Source organism: Cytobacillus solani (assembly GCF_001420595.1).
Lineage (GTDB): Bacteria > Bacillota > Bacilli > Bacillales > Cytobacillaceae > Cytobacillus > Cytobacillus solani.
In genome coordinates, this window is record NZ_LJIX01000006.1 from 4,765,935 (window position 1) to 4,792,375 (window position 26,441).

The 26,441-nt window shown below is 38.5% G+C and carries 33 protein-coding genes; 16 read left to right on the plus strand and 17 right to left on the minus strand.

Annotated elements, in window-relative coordinates:
• Window positions 1-26 precede the first annotated feature (26 nt).
• The 4 genes from fdhD to AN957_RS25440 all read right to left on the minus strand — a co-directional run bounded on the left by fdhD (window position 27) and on the right by AN957_RS25440 (window position 3,720).
• Window positions 27-791 carry a formate dehydrogenase accessory sulfurtransferase FdhD gene (fdhD, locus tag AN957_RS25425; protein WP_053478841.1) on the minus strand — a complete coding sequence of 255 codons (765 nt, stop codon included), beginning with the start codon at window positions 789-791 and terminating at the stop codon, window positions 27-29.
• A 579-nt stretch (window positions 792-1,370) separates the two neighbouring features.
• Complete coding sequence (locus AN957_RS25430; RefSeq protein ID WP_053478482.1) at window positions 1,371-2,096, minus strand: ABC transporter permease; 726 nt, start codon at window positions 2,094-2,096, stop codon at window positions 1,371-1,373.
• Entirely contained in the window at window positions 2,096-2,806 is a 711-nt protein-coding gene (locus tag AN957_RS25435) for an ABC transporter permease (protein WP_053478481.1), read from the minus strand. The genes AN957_RS25430 and AN957_RS25435 overlap by 1 nt, the downstream gene beginning before the upstream one ends.
• Complete coding sequence (locus tag AN957_RS25440) at window positions 2,806-3,720, minus strand: ABC transporter ATP-binding protein (protein WP_053478480.1); 915 nt, start codon at window positions 3,718-3,720, stop codon at window positions 2,806-2,808. The genes AN957_RS25435 and AN957_RS25440 overlap by 1 nt, the downstream gene beginning before the upstream one ends.
• A 242-nt stretch (window positions 3,721-3,962) precedes the next feature.
• Between AN957_RS25440 and AN957_RS25445 the strand changes: the two genes are divergently transcribed.
• Window positions 3,963-4,208: a hypothetical protein gene (locus tag AN957_RS25445; protein ID WP_053478479.1), complete on the plus strand. Its 246-nt coding sequence runs from the start codon at window positions 3,963-3,965 to the stop codon at window positions 4,206-4,208.
• Window positions 4,209-4,217: 9 nt separating this feature from the next.
• The gene (locus AN957_RS25450; protein WP_056686838.1) at window positions 4,218-4,475 is read left to right on the plus strand and encodes a spore germination protein; all 258 of its coding nucleotides are present in this window, start codon (window positions 4,218-4,220) and stop codon (window positions 4,473-4,475) included.
• Here the strand turns inward: AN957_RS25450 and AN957_RS25455 are convergent.
• The 6 genes from AN957_RS25455 to AN957_RS25480 all read right to left on the minus strand — a co-directional run bounded on the left by AN957_RS25455 (window position 4,472) and on the right by AN957_RS25480 (window position 7,968).
• A complete protein-coding gene (locus AN957_RS25455; RefSeq protein WP_053478477.1) occupies window positions 4,472-4,756 on the minus strand; it encodes a hypothetical protein in 285 nt (94 codons plus the stop codon). The two genes, AN957_RS25450 and AN957_RS25455, sit on opposite strands and share 4 nt — an antisense overlap.
• Window positions 4,737-5,117, minus strand: a complete 381-nt coding sequence (locus tag AN957_RS25460; protein ID WP_056686842.1) for a hypothetical protein — start codon at window positions 5,115-5,117, stop codon at window positions 4,737-4,739. The genes AN957_RS25455 and AN957_RS25460 overlap by 20 nt, the downstream gene beginning before the upstream one ends.
• Window positions 5,118-5,122: 5 nt before the next feature.
• Window positions 5,123-5,326 carry a hypothetical protein gene (locus AN957_RS25465; protein WP_056686845.1) on the minus strand — a complete coding sequence of 68 codons (204 nt, stop codon included), beginning with the start codon at window positions 5,324-5,326 and terminating at the stop codon, window positions 5,123-5,125.
• Between the two features lie 22 nt (window positions 5,327-5,348).
• Complete coding sequence (locus AN957_RS25470) at window positions 5,349-5,777, minus strand: Hsp20/alpha crystallin family protein (RefSeq protein ID WP_056686848.1); 429 nt, start codon at window positions 5,775-5,777, stop codon at window positions 5,349-5,351.
• 170 nt (window positions 5,778-5,947) lie between these two features.
• The gene (locus tag AN957_RS25475; RefSeq protein ID WP_056686851.1) at window positions 5,948-7,300 is read right to left on the minus strand and encodes a HAMP domain-containing sensor histidine kinase; all 1,353 of its coding nucleotides are present in this window, start codon (window positions 7,298-7,300) and stop codon (window positions 5,948-5,950) included.
• Window positions 7,297-7,968 (minus strand): response regulator transcription factor, encoded by a 672-nt coding sequence (locus AN957_RS25480; RefSeq protein WP_075209261.1) that lies wholly within the window; start codon window positions 7,966-7,968, stop codon window positions 7,297-7,299. Before AN957_RS25480 ends, AN957_RS25475 begins: the two co-directional genes overlap by 4 nt.
• Window positions 7,969-8,115: 147 nt before the next feature.
• Here AN957_RS25480 and pdxK point away from each other — a divergent pair, with 147 nt between their 5' ends.
• The 3 genes from pdxK (at window position 8,116) to bshB2 (ending at window position 10,307) form a co-directional block, all read left to right on the plus strand.
• Complete coding sequence (pdxK, locus tag AN957_RS25485) at window positions 8,116-8,955, plus strand: pyridoxine/pyridoxal/pyridoxamine kinase (protein WP_053478472.1); 840 nt, start codon at window positions 8,116-8,118, stop codon at window positions 8,953-8,955.
• Between the two features lie 301 nt (window positions 8,956-9,256).
• The gene (locus AN957_RS25490; RefSeq protein ID WP_053478471.1) at window positions 9,257-9,601 is read left to right on the plus strand and encodes a YojF family protein; all 345 of its coding nucleotides are present in this window, start codon (window positions 9,257-9,259) and stop codon (window positions 9,599-9,601) included.
• Between the two features lie 40 nt (window positions 9,602-9,641).
• Complete coding sequence (bshB2, locus tag AN957_RS25495; RefSeq protein ID WP_053478470.1) at window positions 9,642-10,307, plus strand: bacillithiol biosynthesis deacetylase BshB2; 666 nt, start codon at window positions 9,642-9,644, stop codon at window positions 10,305-10,307.
• A gap of 100 nt (window positions 10,308-10,407) precedes the next feature.
• Here bshB2 and AN957_RS25500 read toward each other — a convergent pair whose 3' ends face one another.
• Window positions 10,408-10,872 carry an SRPBCC family protein gene (locus AN957_RS25500; RefSeq protein WP_056686854.1) on the minus strand — a complete coding sequence of 155 codons (465 nt, stop codon included), beginning with the start codon at window positions 10,870-10,872 and terminating at the stop codon, window positions 10,408-10,410.
• 86 nt (window positions 10,873-10,958) lie between these two features.
• Window positions 10,959-11,681: a Crp/Fnr family transcriptional regulator gene (locus tag AN957_RS25505; RefSeq protein ID WP_053478468.1), complete on the minus strand. Its 723-nt coding sequence runs from the start codon at window positions 11,679-11,681 to the stop codon at window positions 10,959-10,961.
• 322 nt (window positions 11,682-12,003) lie between these two features.
• Here AN957_RS25505 and AN957_RS25510 point away from each other — a divergent pair, with 322 nt between their 5' ends.
• From AN957_RS25510 to AN957_RS25550, 9 genes are all read left to right on the plus strand, one after another.
• Window positions 12,004-12,435: a cytochrome c gene (locus tag AN957_RS25510; protein WP_053478467.1), complete on the plus strand. Its 432-nt coding sequence runs from the start codon at window positions 12,004-12,006 to the stop codon at window positions 12,433-12,435.
• 61 nt (window positions 12,436-12,496) lie between these two features.
• Window positions 12,497-14,368 carry a Sec-dependent nitrous-oxide reductase gene (gene nosZ, locus AN957_RS25515; RefSeq protein ID WP_053478466.1) on the plus strand — a complete coding sequence of 624 codons (1,872 nt, stop codon included), beginning with the start codon at window positions 12,497-12,499 and terminating at the stop codon, window positions 14,366-14,368.
• Window positions 14,369-14,496: 128 nt separating this feature from the next.
• Complete coding sequence (locus AN957_RS25520) at window positions 14,497-15,060, plus strand: hypothetical protein (protein ID WP_053478465.1); 564 nt, start codon at window positions 14,497-14,499, stop codon at window positions 15,058-15,060.
• Complete coding sequence (gene nosD, locus AN957_RS25525; RefSeq protein ID WP_075209262.1) at window positions 15,057-16,376, plus strand: nitrous oxide reductase family maturation protein NosD; 1,320 nt, start codon at window positions 15,057-15,059, stop codon at window positions 16,374-16,376. Before AN957_RS25520 ends, nosD begins: the two co-directional genes overlap by 4 nt.
• 2 nt (window positions 16,377-16,378) lie before the next feature.
• Window positions 16,379-17,176 carry an ABC transporter permease gene (locus AN957_RS25530; protein WP_053478463.1) on the plus strand — a complete coding sequence of 266 codons (798 nt, stop codon included), beginning with the start codon at window positions 16,379-16,381 and terminating at the stop codon, window positions 17,174-17,176.
• Window positions 17,173-17,844 (plus strand): ABC transporter ATP-binding protein, encoded by a 672-nt coding sequence (locus AN957_RS25535; protein ID WP_053478462.1) that lies wholly within the window; start codon window positions 17,173-17,175, stop codon window positions 17,842-17,844. Before AN957_RS25530 ends, AN957_RS25535 begins: the two co-directional genes overlap by 4 nt.
• Window positions 17,841-18,203 (plus strand): FixH family protein, encoded by a 363-nt coding sequence (locus AN957_RS25540; protein ID WP_053478461.1) that lies wholly within the window; start codon window positions 17,841-17,843, stop codon window positions 18,201-18,203. The genes AN957_RS25535 and AN957_RS25540 overlap by 4 nt, the downstream gene beginning before the upstream one ends.
• Before the next feature lie 5 nt (window positions 18,204-18,208).
• Window positions 18,209-18,907 (plus strand): hypothetical protein, encoded by a 699-nt coding sequence (locus AN957_RS25545; RefSeq protein ID WP_053478460.1) that lies wholly within the window; start codon window positions 18,209-18,211, stop codon window positions 18,905-18,907.
• Between the two features lie 183 nt (window positions 18,908-19,090).
• Entirely contained in the window at window positions 19,091-19,729 is a 639-nt protein-coding gene (locus AN957_RS25550; RefSeq protein ID WP_053478459.1) for a MarC family protein, read from the plus strand.
• 51 nt (window positions 19,730-19,780) lie between these two features.
• Here AN957_RS25550 and AN957_RS25555 read toward each other — a convergent pair whose 3' ends face one another.
• From AN957_RS25555 to AN957_RS25570, 4 genes are all read right to left on the minus strand, one after another.
• A complete protein-coding gene (locus AN957_RS25555) occupies window positions 19,781-20,857 on the minus strand; it encodes a PQQ-dependent sugar dehydrogenase (RefSeq protein ID WP_056686857.1) in 1,077 nt (358 codons plus the stop codon).
• Window positions 20,854-21,723 carry a Cof-type HAD-IIB family hydrolase gene (locus AN957_RS25560; protein ID WP_053478457.1) on the minus strand — a complete coding sequence of 290 codons (870 nt, stop codon included), beginning with the start codon at window positions 21,721-21,723 and terminating at the stop codon, window positions 20,854-20,856. Before AN957_RS25560 ends, AN957_RS25555 begins: the two co-directional genes overlap by 4 nt.
• A gap of 38 nt (window positions 21,724-21,761) precedes the next feature.
• Window positions 21,762-22,418, minus strand: a complete 657-nt coding sequence (locus tag AN957_RS25565; protein WP_172797677.1) for a DNA alkylation repair protein — start codon at window positions 22,416-22,418, stop codon at window positions 21,762-21,764.
• A 112-nt stretch (window positions 22,419-22,530) separates the two neighbouring features.
• Entirely contained in the window at window positions 22,531-22,728 is a 198-nt protein-coding gene (locus AN957_RS25570) for a hypothetical protein (RefSeq protein WP_245637816.1), read from the minus strand.
• Window positions 22,729-22,853: 125 nt separating this feature from the next.
• Between AN957_RS25570 and AN957_RS25575 the strand changes: the two genes are divergently transcribed.
• The gene (locus AN957_RS25575; protein WP_056686863.1) at window positions 22,854-23,627 is read left to right on the plus strand and encodes a MerR family transcriptional regulator; all 774 of its coding nucleotides are present in this window, start codon (window positions 22,854-22,856) and stop codon (window positions 23,625-23,627) included.
• Entirely contained in the window at window positions 23,608-25,368 is a 1,761-nt protein-coding gene (locus AN957_RS25580; RefSeq protein ID WP_053478454.1) for an ABC transporter ATP-binding protein, read from the plus strand. Before AN957_RS25575 ends, AN957_RS25580 begins: the two co-directional genes overlap by 20 nt.
• Window positions 25,369-25,432: 64 nt before the next feature.
• Here AN957_RS25580 and AN957_RS25585 read toward each other — a convergent pair whose 3' ends face one another.
• Window positions 25,433-26,440, minus strand: coding sequence for an ABC transporter ATP-binding protein (locus AN957_RS25585; RefSeq protein WP_056686865.1), 1,008 nt, complete (start codon window positions 26,438-26,440; stop codon window positions 25,433-25,435).
• Between the last annotated feature and the right edge of the window lies 1 nt (window position 26,441).

Below are 26,441 nucleotides of genomic sequence, written 5' to 3' on the forward strand. Positions count from 1 at the left end.
ATAAATAGAACATATATTAAACCCAATTATTTTGGATGAACCCCCACAGTCTTTTCTTCCAAATCGTTAATGACCCTTCCGAATGACGTATATGAAATAGCCATTCTTCCTCTTAAATAGCCAACTACCTCAATATTTAGAAATTTCGCTAGCTGAATCGCCTGCTTTGTCGCAGCGGTTCTCGATCCGATAACCGAAAAGCCAAACTTTGCTGCTTTCGAAAGCATTTCATAAGAAACCCTTCCTGTGGTTAGCAAAACCAGCTCCTCAGGCTTACAGTTTGTCCGGATGGCATGTCCGATAACTTTATCAACTGCATTATGTCTGCCGATATCCTCTCGAATCGCCATTTCCCCATCTGCATGTACAATGCAGGCACCATGCATGCCTCCTGTTTCTGCATACAATGGAGAGTTCTTAGCAAATTCACTGCGCTTCTTCAAGATATAACTTAATAGATACGTATTGTTGGATTGCACCTTATTAAATGTCTTCACATCTGTCATAGAAAAGAAAGTGACTCCCCTTCCGCAGCCAGCGGTATAGTGCTTCTTCTTCGAAAACATTAATTCGGGGTTAAACCCTTCCCTTAAAGTGACTGAAAGTGTTCCAGAGTCTTCTTCACTCGTAATAGACTGAATATCCTCTGCTCCATCAATCACTCCTTCTGAAAATAAATAGCCGTATACCCAGTCCTCCAAATCTTGATTTGTCAGCTGGAAAACGGCTACCTCATATCCATTTATTATGAGAGTAATCGGATACTCCTCAGGACATCCCTTTTTATTCATCGTTTCCACCCCTTTTGCTAAAGGAAGCGCAGGCCATATCAATTGTACGGAGTGATCTCCCTTTTTATTATAAGAAGAACCGTTCTAACTCTTCTGCGACAATTATCACGAAAACTAGGATTAAAATATGAGATTAATGTGAAAATTTATTATTAATACGTAATATATAGTAAATGGAACAAGCAATAACAGCAGTAACATTTATCACGTTTCAATAGTGGCAAATAAAAAGCAGTTCATTTGTTCACCATATTGTTAAAAATTATTGTGAATAATTAATGAAAATTATGATCCTCCTTTCCAAATTAGAACAAATGCGCAAGCGTCTTGATCACCCCCGACAAGCACAAGACGGGGTCGACAAAAACGCGACGTCCTCCTAAAAGCTTCACTTTTAGTCGTGCGATGCATCGCTGACGAAGCTTTCCTTGTCCTGTCGCATTGTCGACACTAGTACGTCCTGTACGTCGGGGGTAGGCGCTGGAGCTGAACGCAGACAAACCTGTCGCAAAGTTATCCACAACATCCAAATTTATTATTTCATAGACAGAAAAAAATCCTTCCAAAATTGGAAGGATGCTAAATTTCTTTTCTTTGAAAATAAGTAAAACCTGATAGAAAAAATAGAACAAAGCTCCCAAAAATGACAAGCAGCAATGTCTCCATCGTTACATTCATTGCACCAAATCCATCCTGTCCTGTTGGCACCATTGCTAAAAATGGCTGAGCCCACGGATAAAAAGGACCAAACTTTTCTGAGTTCACTACTAACATATTTGGCAATGTAAATATGACATTAATGGCTAATGGAGCAGCAAAACTGGACCATGCAACAGATACGAATATTTGCAGAGCAGCAAGAGGAAGGCAAGCGATCCAGCCGCCTAATGAGCTTATCGCTATCGTCTTCCACGGAATGGCTTCTTCGAATCCTTTTAATTGTCCAACCAACAGTACTCCTGAAGCAAACAGCAGCTGTGTGAATGCAAGCAAACCTAGAACAAGCAGGAATTTCGCAAGATAAACATTGCTGCGGGAAACAGGCATAGCAAGCAGCTGCTTCCAGCCTCCTCCAATATGCTCATATCGGCACACAAAAGCAGAAAAAACACCTGTGAGTAAAGGCAAAAATAAAAGTGCGTGTATAAATGCCATATAAGTTATTGCCATCTCCCATTTGTGAGGTGTATCTTCTACAGATTCACCAAGGCCAACTAAGAATGAGAGAGCAGGGCTTATAAAAATTAACAGCCAGATTGCTGACTTTCTAAGTTTTAAAAACTCAGACCTTAATACCTTTCCCATTACTTCACATCCTTTCTTGCAAAATCAAGCAAACCAATCAAGTATATGGCTAATCCGCAAACAAGACCGAAAATGACGGAATACAATGGATCATCCCAGCCATTATTTAATGATGGCCATTTCCAAGGCATCCAATCTGGGAATCGAAAGGACATCAATGAGAGAATCGTACCTACAATTCCGATAACCAAAGGAATGGCCTGATTTTTCATTGTGATGGAAAGCCAGATTTGCAGCGCGATAAAAGGCATGGCAGCAAGATAAGGAAAGTAAGCCATTTTAAGCAAGGACAGAAACGGGACGTCCGTTCCAAACTTAAGAAAGAAACCAAGGACAATGATCCCAAGGAATAGGAACGTGCTTGATACGAAAAGCAAAAGGGCTGTTAACACAAATTTCCCGGTGAAAACCCGCAGTTTAGAAACTGGCAATGCGAGAAGCTGCTTCCATGCATTTGTCTGATGCTCAATGTTCGAAATCATAGAGGCAATAAGTGTCAACCCGAGCATGAGAGCAGGAATAGCTAAATACTTTGCCTCTCCTATCAGACCGGCCCATAAATCCTTTTCATGGACCTTTGTTAAATAGTCATACCGAAGTCCAAAATTAACGGCTTCAAGTGCTACAACTCCGAAGGGCCCGAGAAATATCAAAAACCAAATCAGCTTCCTTTTAATCTTAATAAAGTCCGAGGCTAGAATGCTCAGCATTACAAACTCCCCTCCCCGCCAGTAAGCTCCAGGAAAATATCTTCAAGTGATTTTTTCTCCTCCTGGACTCTGTACACAGAGAAGCGATCATGAATGAGGTCACCAATCACAGTAGAAATCTCTTCATCCGAAGTATGAGGCAAATATATTTGATTGTTGTCCATTTCTGCCTGCCTGCCTTTTGAAAGCAGCATTCTCCATGCTTGTTCTGTTTGATCAACTTTGATAGCTATTTTGCTTTGTGCTCTTTGCCTAAGCGCTTCAATGGAGTCTTGAAAAATCATTTTTCCTTTTGAAATGATGCCTACCTGCGTTGCCATCTGGTCCATTTCTGATAATAAGTGGCTTGATACGAGAATTGTAATGCCATGCTCTTTTGGCATACTTTTAATGAGTTCTCTTATTTCCAGGATGCCCGAAGGATCGAGTCCATTTGTCGGTTCATCCAAGATAAGCAGCTCAGGATTTCCTAAAAGTGCCGCAGCAATCCCTAATCTTTGCTTCATTCCTAATGAAAATCCTTTCACCGGTCTTTTCGCTTCATTCGATAATCTGACAATCGAAAGCACTTCATTAATCCTCGATTTGGGCGCATCGAGCAGAATACGCAGAGCCTCCAAATTCTCATACGCATTTAAATGGCCATAATAGGATGGGTACTCGACTAAAGAACCTACTTTTTTTAACACATTAAGTTTTTCCTTTTTCATATTCTTTCCAAATATATGAATGGATCCCTTTGTTGGTTTAGCAAGTCCAAGAAGCATCCGAATCGTAGTTGTTTTCCCTGCACCATTTGGTCCAAGGAATCCATAGATCTCACCTTTATTTATTTTGAGATCAATATTCTCCACGGCATACCTATTCGAAAATTTCTTCGTCAATTGATTCGTTTCAATAATTAATTCACTCATCTTCATCACCTCGATACCCATCATAACTAGCCTTGGTTAAAACGAAGGGCAATGAAGTTTAAAATTCGTTTAAATATTCGAATGCAAATGGACTAAACACATTTCCCGATTAGGCGAATATGATACCTATAAGTAGTCTCCATATTTAGCAATTATGCTTTATTTAAAAAATCATGCCGCTTACGTATGATCACCTTTGACAAATTATTCAAGGGCGCAGCTTTTCGTAAAGGGGGAAGACGATGCCTGTATCCATCATTTTCAACCAAATTGCAGTAAACACAATCAATCAAAACTCATCAGTAGCAACAGGTCAAAACAACCAAGCGGACTGGTCTTTTCAAGGGAAAAATAATCTTGCTGCCGGTCAGCAGTTTGGATTGGCGGCTGCAACAGGCAATCTGAATATTAATTTTGATAACGATTTAGTTGATACTCCAATTAATACTCCTGAAGTGATCAATCCACAGCCTAATATACAGTATTGAGGAATTTACATGAAAATTGTCTTTGATTCGATTTCAATTAATAGCATTAGCCAAAATTCTGGTGTTTTTACAGGATCTAATATTCAATTAAACTGGCAATCACAAACAAAAGAAAACAGCGCATTGGGAACGGTGATAGGAGACTTTAATCACCTAATGAATAATATAAATGTTGTTTACGATAATGATTTAATAGATATGCCTATTATCACTGAGCCCAGCCAAATGAATCAGAGTAACAAAAAAAAAGGGGATGGACACCATTAGTCCTCCCCTTTCATCTTTTCTTGTATTAACTCCTTTACCCAATCTGGAACATCCTTCTCATCCCGGCTGGTTAGCAGATCCATAATGGCCGAGTCATTTAACAATGATCGTAAGCCTTCAATATGATTCCCGTCACCACTAATACTCCCAAGGCCTTGACTATGTTTTTTAAAGCTTTCAAATCCCGAAGGAGCATTATTGCCGAAGTTTACACATGAAGCACCTTCTACTGTCCCAATTCGGATTGTCCCAATAAAGAAGTTAGGAGATAGTAGTGTCATTCTTAGCCTCCTTGTCTTTTAAAGAGATGGAATAGCCTTCTTTCGTTGTTTTGAAGACACTGTTATCTTGAGATTGTTTTTCCTTTTTGTTCTTTTGTCCCTTTTCTTTTTCATTTCCTATATTTACGCCAAAATTATTCCCTACATTGAGCGCACCGCTCAATTCTTCTATATCAATTTGATCAAGGTGAAACGATAATTGATCAAGAACAGGCTGATGAATATCTACTCTATCAATATGAAAATGATATTCTGCCTTTTGATGTTCCTTCATTCGATCGATCCTCTTCTGCAAATCCTCTAATTGCTTCTGCAGTTCTTTGTAAGAAAGATCATCTTTTCTCCGCTTATGCCAAAACAAAGGAATCACTCATTTTCTGAAGTAGGTTTATTATTTTTCACCATATGAATATTATTAAAAATGTGATTATGATTCCCCTGAATCGTTCCATTTCCCTCTGCTTTGTATGCGGCTGATGAAAAACGATACTGTGTATTTTTTCCAGAAAATACAGCTGAAGAATCTTTGATTTGACCAATCGCGAATTGCTTTATTTTAATCTGAGCCATTCTTTTCACCTCCGTCGCTTCATTACTCGAAATGGACATCAATTAATTGCTCACTCACCACTTTTTCAAGCCTAATCACAAGGAGACCATTTTGATACTTTGCAGTGACATTCTTTGCCATAAATGAAAAAGGAAGAGGTATTTGTCTTTCAAAGGGACCTGTAAACCTTTCCTTTATAGTTGCCTTCCCATTGCTGCTAAGCGAAAAAACAGGAATATTGCCTAAAATAACCAAATTCATGTCTTTTAGCTTAATTTTTATATCATTAATAGAGTGCAATCCTGGTAATTCCACAAGAATAATTCCTTCATGTTCGGTTTCATACATATCAATAAGTGGTCCCTTTTTAGGGAAAAGCTGCTGAATATCATTCCAAAACTCTTTACCTAGAACATCCTCTGCACCCTCGGGAAGTTTCGACCAGCTAAATTTCCCTGTATCCCTAGTCATAAAAACCACCTCAAAGCATTTATATGCATAGAAATGTGAGATTATTTAAGAATTCCCAATTGCTGATTATAAATAGAACTCCTTACATATTTAATTAACAAAGAAAAGAACCTATTTTTGAGAATCATCTGCTCAAAAGTAAGTTCTTTTTTCGTTTTATCTGCCAGCCATCAACTTCTTTTTCTAATTTTAATCATTGTCCCATGCTCTCCTGTTTCTGTTTCCCATTTAAGCTTCATATCCTTCAGCATAAGAGATACAATGGAAAGCCCGATTCCCGCTCCTTTTTCAATCGATTCCCCGCCCATCCCTGGACCATGGTCTTCAATGAAGATCTCCTGAAGATGAGCATCGATCTTCACACCAATATATGCGCCATTCCGTGCATGCCGGTAAATATTTTGATAAAAATTATCTAACACCCGTTCCACCCTTTGGGGATCAACTTCCCAATAAAAGGTCGTCTCTGGAAACTCAACCTCCATTTGAAAGCCTGCTCCTTCAAATACAGGGTACCATGCCGCAAAAGATGTCTTTACTAACCGAACCATGTCTGTCCTCTCTGGATAATACGGATACTTTCCTGTTGTCAATAATGTATAAGAAAGAAGGTTTTCAATTAGCTGGCCAAGATAGCCAATTTTATTGTCGATTAAATCGAGCGATTCTTTACCTTTGTCACTCAATGCTTCTTTCTTTAAGCTAAAGGCATGTCCTCTAATCGTTGTTAATGGCGTTCTTAAATCATGTGATAAATTCGCAATCAGCTGTCTTCTAAGCATTTCTTCTTCCTTCTCACGGACCCGGCTAATTTCAAGCTGATGAATCATTTCATTAAATGAAACTTCCAGCTGCCCTATTTCATCCCTTTTCTCAACACTTATTGTATCTGGAATGCCGCTTTCTGCTGGACTGGACATGGCCTGCTGAAGCCGCAGAAGGCGCTTTCTAATTTTGTAGAAGAAAATCCACGAGATAAATATAAAGATTGCTAATACAGCTACTACAGCCAGAATAATGGCATAGCTGTACCGTTCTTGTAAACTCTGTCCAGCAGAGAGCATGGCTGAACGCGGGACCTGGAGAATCATAAACCCTTCATCTTTTTTCTTGCCGATTAAAGCCACGACTGTAAAAGGGTCAACCTCTAATCCACGGTTTTTTTTCATATAATCAATCGTTAAGGCTGGTGACCATGAAGGTGGAACAGAAAGGCTTTCAGGCAGCCTTTCCCTCGTCTGCCCTGTTTCATCCACCCAAAACATAGATGCCTCTGAATACTCCTTTTTTATTTCTGTCAGCTTTTCGTTTATTTGATCATCGGAAGCACCAGCTAGGCTTTGTGCTTCCTCATGCCACATCGCTTCTAAATCTGTCCCATTTTGATATTTACTCGGCTCCACATCAGTAGGAAGATAATTAAAAAATAGAATTGAAATACCTAAAAAGGATATTGGTACGATCATGATGGCAAATAAGATAATTAATAGATACTGATTCAATAATGAGTTTTTCAATTTCATTGCTTCACCCTATAGCCGATTCCCCTGATTGTTTCTATTATTTCAGGTGAGCCTGGGTTTTTTTCTATTTTTTCACGAAGATAGCGAATATGAACCATCAATGTCTTGTCGCCTTCCATGTACTGCTCTCCCCAAACAGACTCATAGATCTGCTCTTTCGTTAGAATCTGATTTGGATGTTTTATAAAATGCATAAATATCTGATATTGCTTGCCAGTTAAAATGATTTCCTCTCCATTCCGCTGATCAACAATGGTATTTTCGGAGAGATTCACACATATATGGCCGAGCCTTATCTCATTTGAAACCGATAGACCAGACCTTCTTAGCAATACCTCAATTCTTGCTGCCAGTTCATCCGGGTGAAAGGGCTTTGTTACATAATCATCTGCGAATTGTAAGCCATGCAGCTTATCATCTACAGCTGTACGAGCCGAGAGCATTAATATAGGGACATAAGGCGCCTCTTTTTTAAGCCGCTGTCCGACTGTAAATCCGTCAAGTCCAGGGAGCATAACATCTAATATGACAAGATCACTATTGATAACTGCTTTTTCGGCTCCTTCGCCTGTTTTTAACCACTGGACGTTATATCCTCTCTGCTCTAGATCCTCCTGCACCCAGCTGCCAATTTCTAAATCATCTTCTATGTATAGAATTCTTCTCATTTTTATCACCTACGTTTATAATAGAGAATAGCAATTGGGAATAAAAGACTTTTGATTTAAAGTTTCTCGAAAAAGTGATTATTGTTATAATAGAAAAAACAATACCAACTTATTTAATGAAGCAATACTTCAGGGAGGAATTTGCAAATGACGATGAAAAAAGTCTTAACTATTGCTGGATCTGACACAAGCGGAGGCGCAGGCATCCAAGCTGACCTAAAAACATTCCAAGAACTAGGCGTTTACGGAATGACAGCTCTAACTACAATCGTGACAATGGATCCAAAAAACAACTGGAATCATAATGTCTTTCCAATTGCCCTTGATACATTAGAAACGCAAATAGAAACGGTCCTATCAACTGGAATAGATGCAATGAAAACGGGTATGCTCGGTTCTGTTGAAATTATTGAACTTGCAGCTAAAGTGATAGACGAAAATAAATTAGACCGGGTTGTCATTGACCCCGTATTAGTTTGTAAAGGGGAAGATGAGGTGCTTCACCCAGAAACTGCTGAAGCATTAAGAACGATTCTTGTTCCACGTGCAACGGTTGTTACACCTAACCTCTTTGAAGCATGGCAATTGGCTCAAACGGGACCGATCAAAACCGTTGATGATATGAAAGAAGCGGCTGTGAAAATTCATGAGCTTGGTGCAAAGTATGTCCTTATTAAAGGCGGAAGTAAATTGCAGCATGAAAAAGCGGTAGATCTGCTATATGACGGGAAAGAATTTAAACTGTTTGAAAGCGAACGAATTGAAACGACTTACACGCATGGTGCAGGCTGCACTTACTCATCAGCTATTACTGCAGAATTAGCAAAAGGGAAAACAGTAGAAGAAGCAGTGGAAATTGCAAAGGATTTCATTACAGCAGCTATTAGTCATGGGTTTAAATTAAATGAATATGTTGGACCAACGATGCATGGAGCTTATCGCCGTTTTGGTACAGGTCGTTTGGAAGCAGAACAGCTTAATTCATAAACAGAGCCAAGCGGCTCTGTTTTTTTAAAAGCATCAGAAAACACTCTAGAGTTAGAGAATTGTCTAGCTCCATCGCCTATCAAACTTCAGGTCCCCTCCCTACGATAAGTCGACATCAATTCGCTATCACTCATTGTGTCTCCTTTATCGAAAGAACCGGCCCTTCCAGTTTGTACGGCGATAACCAAGGCGATTGCGCTTTTCTTTAAGCATGAATTTCGCTTTTCCATTCCTTTTTTAGTAAAATAAAAATTGAAATCAAGATAGAAATAGGGATAACGTACGAAGAAGGTGGATTAGGATGGAACCGGTAATTATTGATCAGGTACAAAAAGAATTGGATCGCTTTGCCCAAAAGGAAGTGTATATCCATTTAGAAACAACAAACGGGGCATATGCTTCTCATTTCGATGAGTCCTTTTTCTCTTCAGGAGCATACATACGGAATGCGCTTTTACAATATGAACATGGGAAAATAACTGGAAATGGACCTTTTCGTGTTGGGCTCAAAATGAGCTTCGGCTGGGTGTATGCAGAAGGAATTACTCATTTTGAAGTGGATAACAAAGGAAGGCTGCTACTAGCAGGACATGACTTTAGCGGCAAACTGGCCGTCTCCTTGCAATTAAGTGAACAGCCATTTTAGAGCTTACCGGAACATAAAGTGAAAGAAAGGAGTATGCGACATGGAAAAAGAAAGACATGTATTAGTCGTTTTCCCTCACCCAGATGACGAAGCATTTGGTGTTTCAGGAACAATTGCCTCCTATACGAAGAGCGGGGTCCCTGTAACATATGCTTGCTTGACACTCGGGGAAATGGGGAGAAACATGGGAAATCCTCCATTTGCTACGAGGGAATCCTTGCCGCACATAAGAAAAAAAGAGCTGCAGGATGCTGCAAATGTCCTTGGAATCAACGATTTACGCATGCTAGGTTATCGTGATAAAACAGTAGAATTTGAAAATGAAGCTGTACTTGCAGCCCATATGGGATCAATTATTAAAGAAGTAAAGCCTTCTTTAATTATTACCTTTTATCCAGGCTATGCTGTACATCCTGACCATGATGCATGCGGTGCCGCTGTCATTAAAGCTGTAAAAGATATGCCTGAAAACAAGCGGCCAAAGGTTCATTGTGTTGCCTTCTCTAATAACTGCGAGGAAGAAATCGGCCAAGCAGACGTTGTTAACAATGTAAGTGAAGTTGCTGATTTAAAGGTGGCTGCCATAAAAGCGCATGTTTCACAAACACAGCTGATGGCCGCAGAAATGGAAGAACAGTTAAAAAACCAAGACCCCGCAGTGATGGCACGAATTCATAATGAGCGTTTTTGGACCTATAAGTTCTAATAAAAAAGGCAGTTTTTCACTTCAAATTTGCGAAAAACTGCTTTTTTTGCAAAATGCCATTTTTATTTGCATATCCGCCTGTTTTTTTGCAAAACAAGAATTATATTTGCAAATCACTCGTTTCATTGATTTCTGACTCTAGCATATTCTTTAAGTTCTCAAGCTGGTAGCCGTCTTCTTGCTTAATCATCTTGACAATCATCGGCCTTGTTAATTTCATCCTCAAACCGCTTGTTTTAATAAATGCCTCAAGCTCCACTTGTGTTCCTTCTTCAATTTCATGGAAAACATAGTAATACTCAACAATTAATCCATTTGAATTGCTTCTTGAAGTAAAGGAATGGTTCTCCTCATATTGAATATATTCAACATCTGCAAAGATTTCCTTTCCTCTAACTATTCGCGTTTCCTTAAATTTTGTTCCTTTCCCGATCTCTCCTTCTGTTAACTTTTCCATTTTAGCAACAAGCGGCATCACCTCATGGACATTCTCCATGCCTGCCATATATTGAAATACTTCCTTCACTGGTTTATGAATGATAGCACTTGAACGAAAATCAGCCATATTTACACCTCTATTAAGTACGAGCCTTTTTTCTTTATTATAACAAAAAACAGAATTCTTTCTAATTAGAATCCTGTTTTAGTGAATTATAATTTTTGATGAAACAGAGAACAGAATTTACACCAATCGGTAATAACAATAGTTTTCCCTTTGATTTCGATAATTCCATCTTTTTTAAGCTTTGAAAATACTCTGCTGACACTTTCTCGTGATGTGCCAACTAAGGTGGAGAACTCTTGAACTGTAATAGGAAGCTCAATATACATTTTATTGCAGCGATTTGCTCCAAATTTCTCAGCAAGCCGCTCGAGCGTACGAATCGTTTTCATATAAACATCTAGAAGGGCAATATCTCTTAAGATCGATGTCATATCCCGAAGCTGTTCACTCATATATCGGATGATTTGGACAGACATTTCTGGGGATAGCGCAAGCTCTTGCTCCAAGTCATCTGTATTTAAAAAGTATACTTCCCCTTCTTGAATCATCGTTGCTGTTGCCGGGTAGCACATGCCCTCCGCATTAAACAAACAAGCTTCTGCGAAAATTTCGCCTTTTTTCTTAATACAAGTAATGATTTCATTCCCATGTTCATCCTGCTTCGTTAACTTCACAATACCTGAATAAACAAAGAAGACACCTTGAGCCTCTTCATACTCAGAAATAATTTGCTCACCTTTTTTATACGCTTTTTTTACAATCCGTTTATCAATTAATTGGACCGATTGCTTTGGGAGGTTCTTAAACACTTCTATTTGACCTAAAAACTCTTCAATATCTGGCTGCTGAGCTGTATTTGGGTTGTTCATGTTCATTTCCCACCTTATAAAGTATTTCATATTTATATTTATTCTATCTAAGCTTACAGTTGTTGCATGTGACATTTTTCACATTATCCTTCTACATCCACTTTCTCAAAAAAAATCATCAATACTGGTTTTATATTAATAGATGTATGGTTTAAAGGAGTTTTTTGATCCTTTTGGTTTTCAATCGTCACAAATTCTTCACTACCCAGTCACAGAACATCCACAGCAGAATAGCTAAGGTGTGAATCTCATCACACAGCCCTCCCCTTTCCAAACGTTAGGATAATAAGGAAAAACATACAAAAAAAAGGGGGGGAATCAATTGAAAAAACCTTTAATTATTTTTGTCACTAGCGCTCTAATTGGCTTAGGGCTAGGTTATTTAGTATTTGATGTTATAGCGCCTGGTCAATCACAGCCAGAAGTAGCTGTAAATGATAAGGAAGACTCAAAATCCTCAGAGGAAGCAACGGAAGAAACAGATAAAACAGTAGCCGTTTCTGATGATAACATTCTTCAGGCAAAAGGATGCTTGGGCTGTCATGCTGTAAGTGGATTAAATCTCGAGGGTGGAGCAACAGGTCCTGATTTAACACAAGCATTTAATAATGTTGAAGGCAAGCATGGCAAGCCACTTGCTGAGTTTTTAAAAGAACCCACTTCTGCAGTTATGTCTAGCGTAATTGGCGGAAATCCATTAACTGATGAAGAAATCAGTCAAGTTGTAGAAGCACTTAAAAAAGCAGCTGAATAATATCTATTACCTTAGATGACTCAAAAGACAAATATAATAATAAAAGGCGGTGCAATTATTAATGAAAAATTGGATTCCTGCTGCGACCGGCTTAGTTGCTGGCGTCCTTGCAGCAACAGTATTTTTTGCGGATTTTTCATCAGGACCTTCCGGATCAGCAACCAATGAGAACGCTAACAAAACGAATGCAGAAAAGGTTTACGTTCCATATGGTGAGCACGATGACTACTATATGCTTTCATCAGGGGGACACTCTGGTCAATTGTTTGTATATGGAGTACCGTCAATGAGGAAACTCCGGACTGTTCCAGTTTTTACTCCTGATCCAGCTACAGGTTATGGATTTGATGATGCCACAAAGAAAATGTTAGGTGGTTTTACTTGGGGTGACTTCCACCATCCAGCAATATCTGAAACAGATGCTGAATATGATGGAAAGTTTGTATTTGCCAATGACGTGGCCAATAACCGAATAGCTGCTGTCGATTTAAAAACATTTCATACAGCAGATATTATGAGCATGCCTAATATGGGTGGACCTCATGCAGGTACATTTGTAACACAAAATACAGAATATATTGTTATGCCTACTCGCTTTTCTAGACCTCTCGGAGGAGATTATGCATCTCTGGACCAATTTGAAGAAAAATATAAAGGAATTGTTTCAATGGTTAAATTTGACCAGGAAACAAAGAAGTTTGATTTAGGCTACCAAATCATGCTTCCACCTTGGTCTTACGATTTATCTGATGCCGGTAAAAAGGTTTCCGGCGACTGGATTGTCATGACTACGTATAATACTGAATTTGCAACAACTAACTTAGAAATTAATGCTTCACAAAATGACCGTGACTACATTGTATTGCTTAACTGGAAAGAACTTGAGAAAAAGGTTGCTGATGGCCAATTCGAGGAAATTAACGGTGCAAAAGTGATTGACCCAACAAAAGTTAAAGGATCAATTTATGCAATTCCAGTAGCTAAGTCTCCGCATGGAGTGGACTTTACACCTGATGGAACAAGATTCATCGCTTCTGGTAAACTTGCTCCACTAATGACTGTTTTCTCCTTTGAAAAAGCTATGGAAGCAGTTAAAAATGAGGATTTTACGGATGAGAAATTCGGTATTCCTGTTCTTCCATATGATAAGGTGATGGAACGTGAGGTTGATCCTCCAGGAGCTTTAGGTCCTCTTCATACCCAATATGACGACAAAGGAAATGCCTATAATACAATGTTTATTTCTTCAGAAGTTATTAAGTGGAAAATTGACACTGGGGAAGTAATCGATCGAATTCCTGTCCATTATTCACCAGGTCACTCCTCTGCCGCTGAAGGGGATACAGCTTCTCCAGATGGGAACTGGCTTGTATCATTAAATAAAATTGCAAAGGATGCTTTCTTATCAGTAGGGCCTTCACATCCAGAATCTATGGAATTAATCGATATTTCTAATGACAAAATGGAACTGGTCTATACCAATCCAGTGGATCCTGAACCACATTATGCACAAATTATTAAAGCAGACAAAATTAAAACAATACCAATTTATGAAAAGGATGAGAAGCGTCCTAATTCCGTATGGAGCCAGGAAGACACACGGATTGAAAGAAAAGGAAATGAAGTCCATGTTTACGGGATTGCCATGCGTTCAAAGTTCATATTTGATGCTAAATCTAAACGTCCAGATGAACTGACTGTGAAACAAGGTGATAAAGTCTTTATCCACTTGACAAACATTGACCTTGACCAAGATATAACCCATGGGTTCGGTATTATGGACTATAACCTGAATTACGAGGTTCAGCCAGGACAAACAAACACATTGGAATTTACAGCTGACAAAGCAGGTACATTCCCTATTTACTGTACAAACTTCTGTTCAGCGCTACACCAAGAAATGAGCGGATATTTACTAGTTGAACCTAAATAAAGCATTGTAATTATCAACTATAATTTATTCTTGGAGGGTATTGGTAAATAACGAACAATACCCTCCTACCTTTGACACCATTTTGAACCTTTGAAAAATGGAAGTTCAAAATATAGGAGATGAAAGGCATGTCTAAAAAATTATCAATTGGTTCTATGCTTAGTTTAATAATAGCTGCTGCCCTTTTAGTTACCTCCCTATTTTTCCCTTGGTGGGGTATGAAGTTCTTTGCACCGCAATATCCGGAAGGCCTCGATATTATTGTTTATCCGTACACATTAGCTGGAGATATCGATATTGTTAATGGTCTAAATCACTATATTGGCATGACGGAATTCAGCAATGAAAGTTTTCCTGAATTACCATATATGAAATATCTTGTTATTGGCCTAGCTATCATTATCTTAATGATAGGATTCCTTCGGAAGAAGAAACTACTATATGTTGGGATTGGTTTATTTACCATCGGAGGGATTCTTGGTATTTACGATATGAAGAGATGGCTCAAGAAATTTGGTACTGAGCTTGATCCGAAAGCACCTATTGAATTAGATCCTTTTGTCCCCCCAATTATCGGAGAAAACACCATTGCTAATTTTGTAACTAATAGTTACTTTACAACAGGTGCCTTTATACTTGGTGCTGCTTTTATTTGCACCCTTATTCCTTTATGGTTGGAGCGAAAGAAATGAGGCATTTTGTTTTATTATTTGTTGCAATAGGCATCTGGATATTTACCAATTCTCCCGTCTCTGCCAATGTTCCCTTACAACAATTAATAGATGAAACACCGAGAAATGGCGAGTTAATACTAGAAGGAAAAAAATACGATGGAAATATTAAAATTAATAAACCACTAACAATAACCGGTGAAGAAAACACAGTCATACGAGGAAATGGAAAAGGCAATGTAATAACAATAGATGCTTCAAACGTAACATTGAAAAATTTGACGATTGAGCACGGTAGTTTAAACAGAAGCTCAGATCAGGAGTTTTCTGGTATTCGTGCTAAAGGAGACCACCATCAATTCATTAATCTTGTTATTCACGATGTTTACCATGGCTTATTTCTAAATAAGGTGAGGCACGCTGAAGTAAAAAATGTTTCAGTGACTGGGCAAGGAACTGGAAAGCTTGGTAGTCAAGGGAATGGAATTCAACTTATTCGATCTTCCGATATTATGATACAAGATTCCTTTATTACTCAAACTAGAGACGGCATTTTTTTTGAATTTGCAGACCAAGTTGAAGTAAAAGATACCCTTGTTACTAGGACTCGTTATGGTCTCCACTATATGTACTCAAATGACAACAAGTTTATTAATAATCACTTTATTAAAAATACCGGTGGTGCAGCTATCATGCACTCACAAGGAATTATTTTAGAAGAAAATCAATTTTCTTTCAATCAAGGATCAAGGTCTTTTGGGCTAATCATCCAAACTAGTGAAGATAATATCATTAAAAATAATGAATTTTATTTAAACCAGCGAGGAATCTATTTAGAACAATCGAATCAAAATCAAATTATTGGAAATAAATTTTTCCATAATGATATTGGTATTGAACTATGGTCTTCCTCAACCAATCAGGTATTTACAGATAACCATTTCAAGCAAAATGTAGCCCATGTATTAAATGTTGGCGGAGAGGCTACAAATCATTGGTTCAAAAATGGTCGCGGAAATTATTGGGGAAATGAACAATCTGGTTTTGATTTAGATCAAAACGGTATTGGTGATTCACCCATTGAGTATAAATCCTCATTATATAAGTTAATTGATGAAAACGAGCTTGCTTATCTATTTCTGAAAAGCCCTTCCATTGGTATCTATGAAAAGATTAATGAGGTAATGAATACTCAGGATGTAATGGTCGAAGATCAATTTCCATTAATAGCAAAGCAAAAAGGCCGTTCACCTACTTGGGTGCCGATGCTATTATTTTCCATTCCAATTCTTTTGGTTGGTATTGGTCGATTTTACAATTCGAAAAGGAGCCGTTGACAATGAATTACATTTGGAAGGAGTGGCTTGAACAATCACGTGGAAAAGGTTTATGGCTAGGACTTGCAATGGTAATACTTACCTCCATCTTTTTATTAGTGGAGGCACGTTCATATCCAGATGCATTAGGATTTGACGCCTTTCTCCTTTCTCTTCACGGTATGAATGTTTATCTCATTCCGATTTTTGGCCTTTTTCTATCTGCCTTTTCTATTTTTCAAGAAAGAGAGTTAAAAACTTCGATGATTCTTTTAACAAAGAAAGAATCCTATCGGACCCTATTATTGAAAAAAAGTCTCGCCATTCATTGTGTTATTATTAGTGTCTTTGTTGTCTGGTATTTTGTTCTAGCTATTTTCATGAAATGGTTTCTTCAATTTCACCTAGCTAGCTTTCTATTTTTTTTAGGAACTGTGATTGTCCTTTTACTCATTTTTAATCAAATTGGACTGTTCCTCGGCAGTATTTGCAATACAAAAATGCAGCTGATTGGCGCCGTGATTTTCACTTGGTTTTTCTTTATCTTTCTTATTGATCTTGTATTTTTGCAATATGTCTCTTCTGTTTCATATGAAAATGTAAAACTTTTTTCTTGGTTATATTTTTTAGATCCAATCCATACCCTTCAACTCTTTTTAGAGACGTCACTAGGTCTATTCTCTTTAAATAACATGTCCAGATTAATGGAAAAAATGATTTGGATGCAACCATGGAAATTCCTTCTAATTGATATTGTCCTATGGATGGTCATTTTCTTCGAGATGTCTATACTGCTTAGAAGCAAGGGGGAAAAATCATGATTGAAATAACGGGGCTTTATCAATCCTATAAAGATAAGAATGTACTAAATAATATAAATTTAATCATAGAAAAAAATGAGCATTGCGCTTTAGTAGGTCGGAATGGAGCTGGTAAATCCACCTTGATCCATTCTATGCTTGGCCTGCTTCCCGTGAAAAAAGGATCCATTCAATTAGGGGGATATTCCCACAAAAAAGGAGAATGGAAAAAAATAGTTTCCTATTTACCTGAAAAGTTCCATCTTTATCCGCATCTGACAGGGGAAGAAAACATGCGCTTCTTTGCTTCCCTTAGTTCAAAGGAAATAGACGAGAAAAAGATGGAAGAAAAGCTGAGACTTGTGTCTTTATGGGACGATCGACATCACCAAATTAAAGGATATTCAAAAGGAATGCTGCAACGCCTTGGTCTTGGTGTCATGCTTTATTACGATACAGATATTTTAATCCTAGACGAGCCAACAAGTGGACTGGATCCAATTGGCCGCAAAGAGGTGCTAGATATTCTGAAATCATTATCAGGTAAGACCATCTTGATGTCTTCACATCATATGGATGAAATTAAACAAACTTGTACAAATGTTGCCTTTCTAAATGAAGGAACAATTATCAAATATACAGTTGACGACTTTATGAGTAACCATTTGCAGGAGGTTGGAAAAAAATGAGGAAGCTTTTTTCTATATTGACACTATTGCTTATCCTTCTCACAGGCTGTAGTTCTGGCTCTAATTATGAGTTCTCTATAGATACACCCCCAACGTATAATGGGGAGAAGGATTCACCTATTATATTTAAAGTTTCTGAGGATGGAAAGCCAATAGAAGGATTAGAAATCATTGCTAATCTTGAAATGGCAAAAATGGACCATGGCGAAATCCATTTGAACCTTCAAGATAAAGGGAATGGGCTATACGAATCAAGTGTAGAGTTGCCGATGGCGGGCGAATGGATTGCCAATATTGAAGCGGATAAAGATGGGGAATCCTTTGAAAAAGCAATTATATTTGATGTTGATGAGGAATGAGGAACATGTGTAAAAAAAGATTATTCACTACCTTGCTGATTTTAATTGTATGCAGCTTTCTTGCCGGCTGCCAGATAAATGCAGCCTCAAATCCGAGCGAAGAGAAAAAAAGTGATACCGGAAACGAAGATGTGAGTATGGAAAAGCTAACGAATGAAGACAAGGTTGTTACAATTAATGGAATGGTTTACACATATGCTGATCTTAAATTTTTCGAGTTAATGAGTAAAGTTGAGATTGAATTGAATCGACTTCAAGACCAGCAAAGCCTTACAGGTAAGGAATTGGAAGACAAGCTTAAATACTGGGATGAACAAATCAAATATCATGATAATTATAATGTCAATCTATCCAAAATGATTGAACAGAACTCCATGTATCTTCTTGCAGAGGAAAAGGGTTTAAAAGTAGATGAACAAGTTTTACAAAAAAAGATCGATGACTTTACTCAAAAGGTAGATCAAGCAGAATTAGCTAAGAAGCTAATAGAAGCTAGCTCATCAGACGAATATAATACTCAATTAAATACTTACTTTAAACAAAGAGTTTTAACAGAGGAAATATATAATATACTAAAAGAAGATGTTAAAAAGGAAAATCCAGATGCAGCAGAACAAGAAATATCCTATTTAACTGATAAGAAGTACGAAGAGCTCTACATGTCACAAATGGAATCATTAAATTTAACTATTGAAACACCTTAGCGATATTAGACACTGCATATGGCAATGTTGAGTTACTCGCACACAAGCAGTGGACATATAAAAAACGAGTGTAAGCCTTATCTAAAATGATAGGGCTTTTTGTTTTCTCTTACTCTTCGTGTTTAGCTTTTTTACAAATATTGATATACTAGCACATATGTTATTAAAATTTTGGAGGTTTTTATGCACGAGTATTTTGCTTTTGCCTTACTTGGGTTTACTTCATTCTTTACTCTTATAAATCCTCTCGGTGTTATGCCTATTTATCTCTCAATGACAGCTGATTTAGATAAAGAGATGAAGAAGCGAACAGCAAGAAAAGCAACGATTGTTTCCTTTATTATTCTTGTATTGTTCGCAATAACAGGGCAGCTAATTTTTAAATTTTTTGGAATTACAATCAACAGCCTAAAGGTTGTTGGCGGAGTCATATTCTTTCTCATGGGGCAGGACATGCTTCAAGCAAGACTTGTTCGGGCTAAAATCAGTGAAAAAGAAGTAAATAGCTATACAAATGATATTTCCATTACACCACTTGCCATCCCTATGATTTGCGGACCGGGGGCGATTACGAATGCCATCCTCATGATGGATACAGCTGAAAGCATTGTCTTTCAAGGTATCTTAATCATTGTTATTTCCATTGTTTGTTTTGCAACCTATCTGATTTTACTGAACTCAACGCGTATTTATAATCTTTTAGGCGAAACTGGAAACAATATTTTAATGCGATTGATGGGACTGATCGTTATGGTTATAGCTGTTGAATTTATTGTAAGTGGTCTCACTCCAATTATTCGAACGATCCTGAAAATAGAATAATATTCTATTGAATCAAAACAGAAAAGGCCTGGATGAGACCGGACCTTTTCTCTATAGATCAGCTAGCGGAATTTGATAGAGCTTATCATCCTTTTCCAGCGGAGTGCCGCGGCCATCTGTATTATTGCTGACAAAATATAGGAATCCATCCTTAATATATACATCTCGAATCCGCCCAAGACCTGTAATGGCTTCTCTCATCTTCTTCGATTTTAAATCAAACTCCAACACGGCACTGCCTCTTAGAGCAGCAGCATACAGCTTCCCTTCATAAAATGCCATGCCAGAAGGTGCCCATGTGGCGCTGTCCCCTGAGGTAAATAGTGGCGTCTCCAATCCTTCCTTGCTCTCTTTTCCTTTAATAAGCGGCCAGCCATAATTATGGCCCGGTTGAATAAGATTCACTTCATCATTTGCCGAGGGACCATGCTCACTTTCATATAACATACCGTCCTTTGTCCATGCCAGACCTTGCGGATTTCGATGTCCGTAGGTATACACATATGAATCCTGGATAGGATTGTCTGCTGGAATAGATCCATCAAGGTTCATTCTCAAGATTTTCCCGCCTAGGGAATGAATATCCTGCGCGATCTCTGGCTCGTTGGATGCATCGCCAGTTGTGGCATAAAGCTTGCCATCCGGTCCTATCTCAATTCTTCCTCCATGATGGAACTGACCACTTGGTATTTGGTCCAGTAGAAGCCTTGTTTCCTTCCAAGTTCCATTGTCCTGCTTTAGAAGGACGATTCGATTAAACTGTCCTGATCCGTCTGTATACGTATAGTATGCAAAAGCTTCTTTTGTTTTGGAAAAATCAGGTGACAATACAAAGCCTAAAAGCCCTGCTTCTGCAGCAGTTGCCAGCGGCTGCTCAAGAACCACCTTCTGACGTTCCGCTTTCTCTTCTTCTATTTTCACAATATGCCCTGGTCTTTCAGACAGATAGAAGATGCCCTCACTTTGATCAATTGACCAAGGAATTTGCAGCCCATCTGCAATCACTTTTGGCTCCTTATAGGGAAGACTTGCCTCTTGATCCACCTCTTGTCCTTTCTCTTCTATTTGTGAACAGCCTGCACCAACGATAGCAAATAAAATAATCAGGCTTGTTAATACACGCTTCAATCCTCTACTCCTTCTAGAGCATCCCATATCGCCTTAGCGACCCCGCTTTCCTCATTTGTAAGTGTAACTTTGTCACACTGTGCCTTAATCACCTCATCTGCATTTCCCATTGCAACGGATAAGCCAGCCAGATTAAACATGGAAAGATCATTGTAATTATCCCCAATAGCCATTGTGTCTTTCATGTCAATCCCATTTGCTTGTGCAAACTTTTCAAGTGCTATCCCTTTTTGGGCGTTTATGCTTGTCAGCTCTAAGTTTTCCTCTCCGGAAGAAGAGATTGCTAACCCTTCTACCTTTAATAGCTCCCTCTTTGCCTCAGATAAGATATCTTGTTCAAAAGAGAAGGCTAATAATTTATAGATTTGATGTTCATCATTATTGAAAAGCAGATCATAGCTCTCCACTTTATGTACAAGTCCTTTTGTTATTCTCTTCTCTGCGACTTTCATTACTTCATTGACATCCGCTTCCGGGTTTGCACTCATATAAATGTCAACCATTATGGAAACAGCCTTTTCCTCGTCCAATGTAAATGTACCTTTATTTGTATATACCTCAAAATAAAGTCTATACCTGTCAAGAATGGCCGTAATCTTTCTTGCTGTCGATTTCTCTAATGAATTGGTCGCAACAATTTCTTTATTTGCCGATCGTATTTCCGCTCCATTTACACAAATCATCGGACATATTAAGCCTTCCGCATCTAAGACAAAGCTAGCTTCTGTATACGATCTTCCTGTTGCAATGACCACCTCTACTCCTTTGGATTGGGCCCTGCGAATCGCTTCCAGGTTTTCAGGCGTTATCTGCTGAGCAGCTGTTAAAAGCGTTCCGTCCATGTCAATCGCAATGCATTTAATCATGTTTTCACCTTTTTCTTTTTAATGTATTAACTTAAAGATTAAATATATTTGCTTCCTTCCCTGACACTTAAATTAGGCAAGGCTGTTGATTCAATAAAGATTCTTACTGAAGCGGGATTTGTTTTTGAGTATTCCCGCAGTGCCCAGCCAATCGCTTTTTGGATAAAGAACTCCTTGCTCTCTTTATTTTGGACAATATAGCGGTATAAAAGCTCTTCATCTGTACGAGCTTTATATTTGAGCTGAAAGAGAATAGCTGAACGGCGCAGCCATAAATGATCACCATAAGCCCAATTTTCTATCCTCTCTTCAATGACCTCCGGATGCTCGGAAGCAATCGATCCAACGGGTTTAGGGGCAAGGACATCCACCGTATCCCACCATGATTTAGAGGTAATCAGCTGCTCTAAAAAAGGAAGATGTCGTTTCTCCAGCTTTTTCATTGACCTCTCGATATAATCCAATGCAGCATACTGATATTCCCTTTCATCCTTTTTCCATAAAGCAAGAACAAAGTCCGCCTGAAAATCGTTCTTTAAGATTCCACTTTCTTCAAAAAATTGTTTCACTAAGCTTCTTCTTTCTGTTGTTTTAATACCGAGAAACGGAAAATGATTTTTCATGTAATTTTGCATGGGGATCGCTTTTTCCTGATCTCTGTTTTGCTCAAATAAATCGACTAATACGTGTAGCATCAACTACTTACCCCTTTTTCATCATATTCCTTCATTGTACCTAGAAACGATATAAAACATTCATTATTAATAAGAAAAGGCATCACCGCTTTTAGCAGTCACGCCCGATAAATTAAAACGGCCCATTACTATGGTCATTTTTTATATTATGCATATGGGATTCGATATAGGCTCTCTCAGATTCTGAAACATGCTTCGCATTTTCTTCAGGATCAAAATTTCTTATTCCGTTCTTTTTATTCCACCAGTCTACAAGAAACCCGATGCCAAGCAAAGAAACACAAAGAATGACTAAAAACCACATAATCATCACTCCCTCTTCTTTATTATAACACTTTTCTGAAAATATTGATGAATGAAATGTAAATTTCTTCTTGCTTCTCCCGTTACGTTAGGTTTTATGATAATAGTAGAAAGAAGATTGGAGGCATAATCATGGCTGAAAAATATTCCATTGGTGAGTTTGCAAAAAAAACAGGAACGACCATCCGAGCCCTTCGTTATTATGATGAGATTCATTTGCTTAAACCTACCTTAGTCTCTCCTTCTGGGAGGAGATATTATTCGAATAATGACATCATTCAACTGCAAAAAATTGTTGCACTGAAATTTTTGGGCTATTCCTTAGAAAAAATTAGTGAGTTCCTCCATTTAAAGGATTGGGATTTAAAGGACTCGCTTGCTTTTCAAAAACAGGAAATGGTGCAAAGAAAAGAGCATATTGAACGCGTCATCCGCGCCTTGGACCATGCTCTTCATATTATGGAGGATCAAGGAACGGTTAACTCCTCCATCTTTATATCGTTAATTAATAATATCCAAATGGAGGATGAGCATAAAGAATGGCTAAAAGGGCTTATCCCCGAGAGTAAAGTAGAAGTTTTATATAACATATCGGAGGAAAAACAACAGGAGTTAAATGCAAGAACTGCTTTTCTTTTCACTAAAATGAAGGAAGCAGTTGGGCAAAATCCTGAAAGTGACAAAGTACAAGGATTAATTCAGGACTATATGGACATTGCGGAAGATGTATTAGGAGGATCATTAGAGCTGATTCAAGATTTGATTAATAGACAGGTTGAAATTGAAGATGATCCTAAATTATTCCCCTCTCCATTTACACCGGAAGAAGAAGAATGGGTTGGGAAAGCAATGGAGGTTTATTTAAAAAGGAAAGGTGTGATATTTGATGGAAACGAAACCAGCTAATAAAGAGATAACCTCCACGAATTGGAAGGCATTTTGGCAATTATTAAAGGAAGCAAACCCGCCAAAGTGGATCTTTATTCTCGCCATATTTTTAAGCTTAATCGAGACCGGAGCAGGTTTAATTGTTCCGCTTTTTACAAAGGCACTTGTTGATCAGCTGGCAGCATCGGCTCTTGAGGCCTCGTTAATTATCCTGCTGGCAGCAGCTTTTATTATCCAAACCGTTTCTTCCGGGTTTTCCTTCTACTTTATGACTTATATCGGGGAAGCAATTGTTGCATCCATAAGAAAACGGCTATGGGAGCAAGTCTTATCTCTTCCTATTCCGTTTTTCGACCAGCATCAATCAGGTGAAACGATGAGCAGAGTGACACAGGACACCAATATTGTCAAAAATCTTATCACGCAGCATTTAATCACTTTTTTAACTGGGCTCATATCCATTATCGGTTCCATCATCATCCTCCTATTAATTGATTGGAAAATGACGCTTATTATGATTATCTCCGTGCCCATTTCAATCGTTATCATCATGCCGCTCGGACAAAAAATGTATAAAATTTCAAAGTCTACTCAAGATGAAATGGCCGATTTCTCAGGAAACCTTGGGCGTGTTTTGGCGGATATTCGCCTTGTGAAGGCCTACCATGCAGAGAATACAGAAAAACGAAAAGGGAATTTAGGCATCCAGCATCTTTTCCAGTTCGGTTTAAGAGAGGCTAAAATTCAAGCAGTCATTTCACCTTTTATGACGTTTATCATGATGCTCGTGCTCGTCATTTTAATCGGTTATGGAGGCGTTCAAGTAGCATCAGGTGCCCTCTCAGCAGGCTCCCTTGTGGCAATTATTATCTACATGTTTCAAATTGTTGTTCCCTTCACACAGATGGCCTCCTTTTTTACCGCTTTTCAAAAGGCTGTTGGGGCAACGGAACGAATTCAAGAGATTCTTGGCATTGAGAAAGAGACATCACTGCAAACTCGCGCTGTTGAAAATTCAGCAATGGACCTTACTTTTCATAATCTTTCATTCGCCTATAAGGAAAATCCAATTATTAAAAATATGAACTTAACCGTTCCATCTGGAAAAACAACTGCTTTTGTCGGACCGAGCGGGAGCGGCAAAACTACTTTATTTGCACTGCTTGAGCGATTTTACAAGCCTGAATCAGGTGAAATCCTCCTTGGCGAAACGAATATTACAGCCTTTAATCTCTACTCTTGGAGAAGCCAGATTGGCTATGTTTCACAGGAAAGTCCCCTTATGTCAGGAACAATAAGAGAAAACATCTGTTATGGAATCGAACATCAAGTATCGGATAAAGAAATCCAGCAAGCAGCTGAGCTTGCCAACGCTGCAGAATTTATCGAGCGGCTGCCGAAAGGGTTTGAAACAGAAGTTGGGGAGAGAGGAATGAAGCTTTCTGGTGGTCAGCGGCAAAGAATTGCTATCGCTAGGGCATTAATTCGCAACCCCAAAATCCTCCTTCTAGATGAGGCCACCTCTAATCTTGACAGCGCCTCAGAGCATCTCGTCCAACAGGCATTACAGCAATTAATGGCTGGAAGGACTACGCTTGTCATCGCCCATCGTTTATCGACGATTGTTGAAGCAGACCAAATCGCAGTAATCGAGGACGGACGTATTACAGGTACTGGATCACATCATGAATTGCTTGAATCACATGAATTGTATAGGAAGCTGGCAGAGCAGCAGCTTGGTGAACAAGTTATGCATTAATAATTTTTCTTACACATGAGGGTGACAGTCAATTTAGATCTTTTGCTGTCATCCTCTACCTTTATTATACTTTCGCACTTACCTGAAGATCCTTATACCCCTCCTGATAGATTCGGCTAATAATGGATTCAATCGCAGGCTCTTCCACGGTTAAATCTTTCACACTATGAGTCTTTGTAATTTGGGCGATTAATTCGGAAGCTGATACTTCATCACGATTAAATTTAATCCAATAGCGGTTTCCTTCCTCTTTACATACCTCTCCACCCAATAGCTGTAAACTATGCAGAGACTCTTCTAAATCAACAATAAGTGTGCGGATTTTCCCGAACCTTTCCTTTATCATGGCTATTTCTCCATCGTACACCTTCATGCCATGATCAATCAGGATCATCCGCTCACATAACTTTTCAATATCCTCCATATCATGTGTCGTCAGGATAACAGTAATTTTTCGTTCATGATTAATTTCTTTAATGAATGTCCGCATTTTCTCTTTTGCAACCACATCAAGGCCAATCGTCGGTTCATCAAGAAATAGAATAGGCGGATCATGCAGTAATGAAGCTGCGATATCAGCCCGCATCCTTTGTCCAAGGGATAATTGCCTTACAGGTGTGTTCAGAAACTCATCCAGACCAAGAATTTCTGTAAACGTGTCCATATTCTTCTTATAGCACTGATTGGACACTTGATAGATTTCTTTCAATAGTTCAAAGGATTCAATCGTTGGCAAATCCCACCATAGCTGTGATCGCTGCCCGAAAACAACGCCAATACTTTTCGCATTCTCCTGCCTATTTTCATATGGCACAAGCCCATTAACTAGAACATTCCCGGAGCTAGGGACGAGAATTCCGGTTAGCATTTTTATGGTTGTGGACTTTCCGGCCCCATTTGGACCGATATAGCCTACAATCTCTCCTTCATTAATGGAGAAACTAATATCTTTAACAGCCTCTTTCCTCATATATTCCCGCTTAATTAAGCTTTTTAAAGCTCCCATCATTCCTGTTTCCCTTTTTGCAATCATGAAATCCTTTCTTACATTCTCTACTTCAATAATCGGCATC

Coding starts and splice junctions, on each gene's coding strand:
- fdhD (WP_053478841.1), bottom strand. CDS start 791: ATGAATAAAAAGGGATGTCCTGAGGAGTATCCGATTACTCTCATAATA.
- AN957_RS25430 (WP_053478482.1), bottom strand. CDS start 2,096: ATGGGAAAGGTATTAAGGTCTGAGTTTTTAAAACTTAGAAAGTCAGCA.
- AN957_RS25435 (WP_053478481.1), bottom strand. CDS start 2,806: ATGCTGAGCATTCTAGCCTCGGACTTTATTAAGATTAAAAGGAAGCTG.
- AN957_RS25440 (WP_053478480.1), bottom strand. CDS start 3,720: ATGAGTGAATTAATTATTGAAACGAATCAATTGACGAAGAAATTTTCG.
- AN957_RS25445 (WP_053478479.1), top strand. CDS start 3,963: ATGCCTGTATCCATCATTTTCAACCAAATTGCAGTAAACACAATCAAT.
- AN957_RS25450 (WP_056686838.1), top strand. CDS start 4,218: ATGAAAATTGTCTTTGATTCGATTTCAATTAATAGCATTAGCCAAAAT.
- AN957_RS25455 (WP_053478477.1), bottom strand. CDS start 4,756: ATGACACTACTATCTCCTAACTTCTTTATTGGGACAATCCGAATTGGG.
- AN957_RS25465 (WP_056686845.1), bottom strand. CDS start 5,326: ATGGCTCAGATTAAAATAAAGCAATTCGCGATTGGTCAAATCAAAGAT.
- AN957_RS25470 (WP_056686848.1), bottom strand. CDS start 5,777: ATGACTAGGGATACAGGGAAATTTAGCTGGTCGAAACTTCCCGAGGGT.
- AN957_RS25475 (WP_056686851.1), bottom strand. CDS start 7,300: ATGAAATTGAAAAACTCATTATTGAATCAGTATCTATTAATTATCTTA.
- AN957_RS25480 (WP_075209261.1), bottom strand. CDS start 7,968: ATGAGAAGAATTCTATACATAGAAGATGATTTAGAAATTGGCAGCTGG.
- pdxK (WP_053478472.1), top strand. CDS start 8,116: ATGACGATGAAAAAAGTCTTAACTATTGCTGGATCTGACACAAGCGGA.
- AN957_RS25490 (WP_053478471.1), top strand. CDS start 9,257: ATGGAACCGGTAATTATTGATCAGGTACAAAAAGAATTGGATCGCTTT.
- bshB2 (WP_053478470.1), top strand. CDS start 9,642: ATGGAAAAAGAAAGACATGTATTAGTCGTTTTCCCTCACCCAGATGAC.
- AN957_RS25500 (WP_056686854.1), bottom strand. CDS start 10,872: ATGGCTGATTTTCGTTCAAGTGCTATCATTCATAAACCAGTGAAGGAA.
- AN957_RS25505 (WP_053478468.1), bottom strand. CDS start 11,681: ATGAACAACCCAAATACAGCTCAGCAGCCAGATATTGAAGAGTTTTTA.
- nosZ (WP_053478466.1), top strand. CDS start 12,497: ATGAAAAATTGGATTCCTGCTGCGACCGGCTTAGTTGCTGGCGTCCTT.
- AN957_RS25520 (WP_053478465.1), top strand. CDS start 14,497: ATGTCTAAAAAATTATCAATTGGTTCTATGCTTAGTTTAATAATAGCT.
- nosD (WP_075209262.1), top strand. CDS start 15,057: ATGAGGCATTTTGTTTTATTATTTGTTGCAATAGGCATCTGGATATTT.
- AN957_RS25530 (WP_053478463.1), top strand. CDS start 16,379: ATGAATTACATTTGGAAGGAGTGGCTTGAACAATCACGTGGAAAAGGT.
- AN957_RS25535 (WP_053478462.1), top strand. CDS start 17,173: ATGATTGAAATAACGGGGCTTTATCAATCCTATAAAGATAAGAATGTA.
- AN957_RS25540 (WP_053478461.1), top strand. CDS start 17,841: ATGAGGAAGCTTTTTTCTATATTGACACTATTGCTTATCCTTCTCACA.
- AN957_RS25545 (WP_053478460.1), top strand. CDS start 18,209: ATGTGTAAAAAAAGATTATTCACTACCTTGCTGATTTTAATTGTATGC.
- AN957_RS25550 (WP_053478459.1), top strand. CDS start 19,091: ATGCACGAGTATTTTGCTTTTGCCTTACTTGGGTTTACTTCATTCTTT.
- AN957_RS25560 (WP_053478457.1), bottom strand. CDS start 21,723: ATGATTAAATGCATTGCGATTGACATGGACGGAACGCTTTTAACAGCT.
- AN957_RS25565 (WP_172797677.1), bottom strand. CDS start 22,418: ATGCTACACGTATTAGTCGATTTATTTGAGCAAAACAGAGATCAGGAA.
- AN957_RS25570 (WP_245637816.1), bottom strand. CDS start 22,728: ATGATTATGTGGTTTTTAGTCATTCTTTGTGTTTCTTTGCTTGGCATC.
- AN957_RS25575 (WP_056686863.1), top strand. CDS start 22,854: ATGGCTGAAAAATATTCCATTGGTGAGTTTGCAAAAAAAACAGGAACG.
- AN957_RS25580 (WP_053478454.1), top strand. CDS start 23,608: ATGGAAACGAAACCAGCTAATAAAGAGATAACCTCCACGAATTGGAAG.
- AN957_RS25585 (WP_056686865.1), bottom strand. CDS start 26,440: ATGCCGATTATTGAAGTAGAGAATGTAAGAAAGGATTTCATGATTGCA.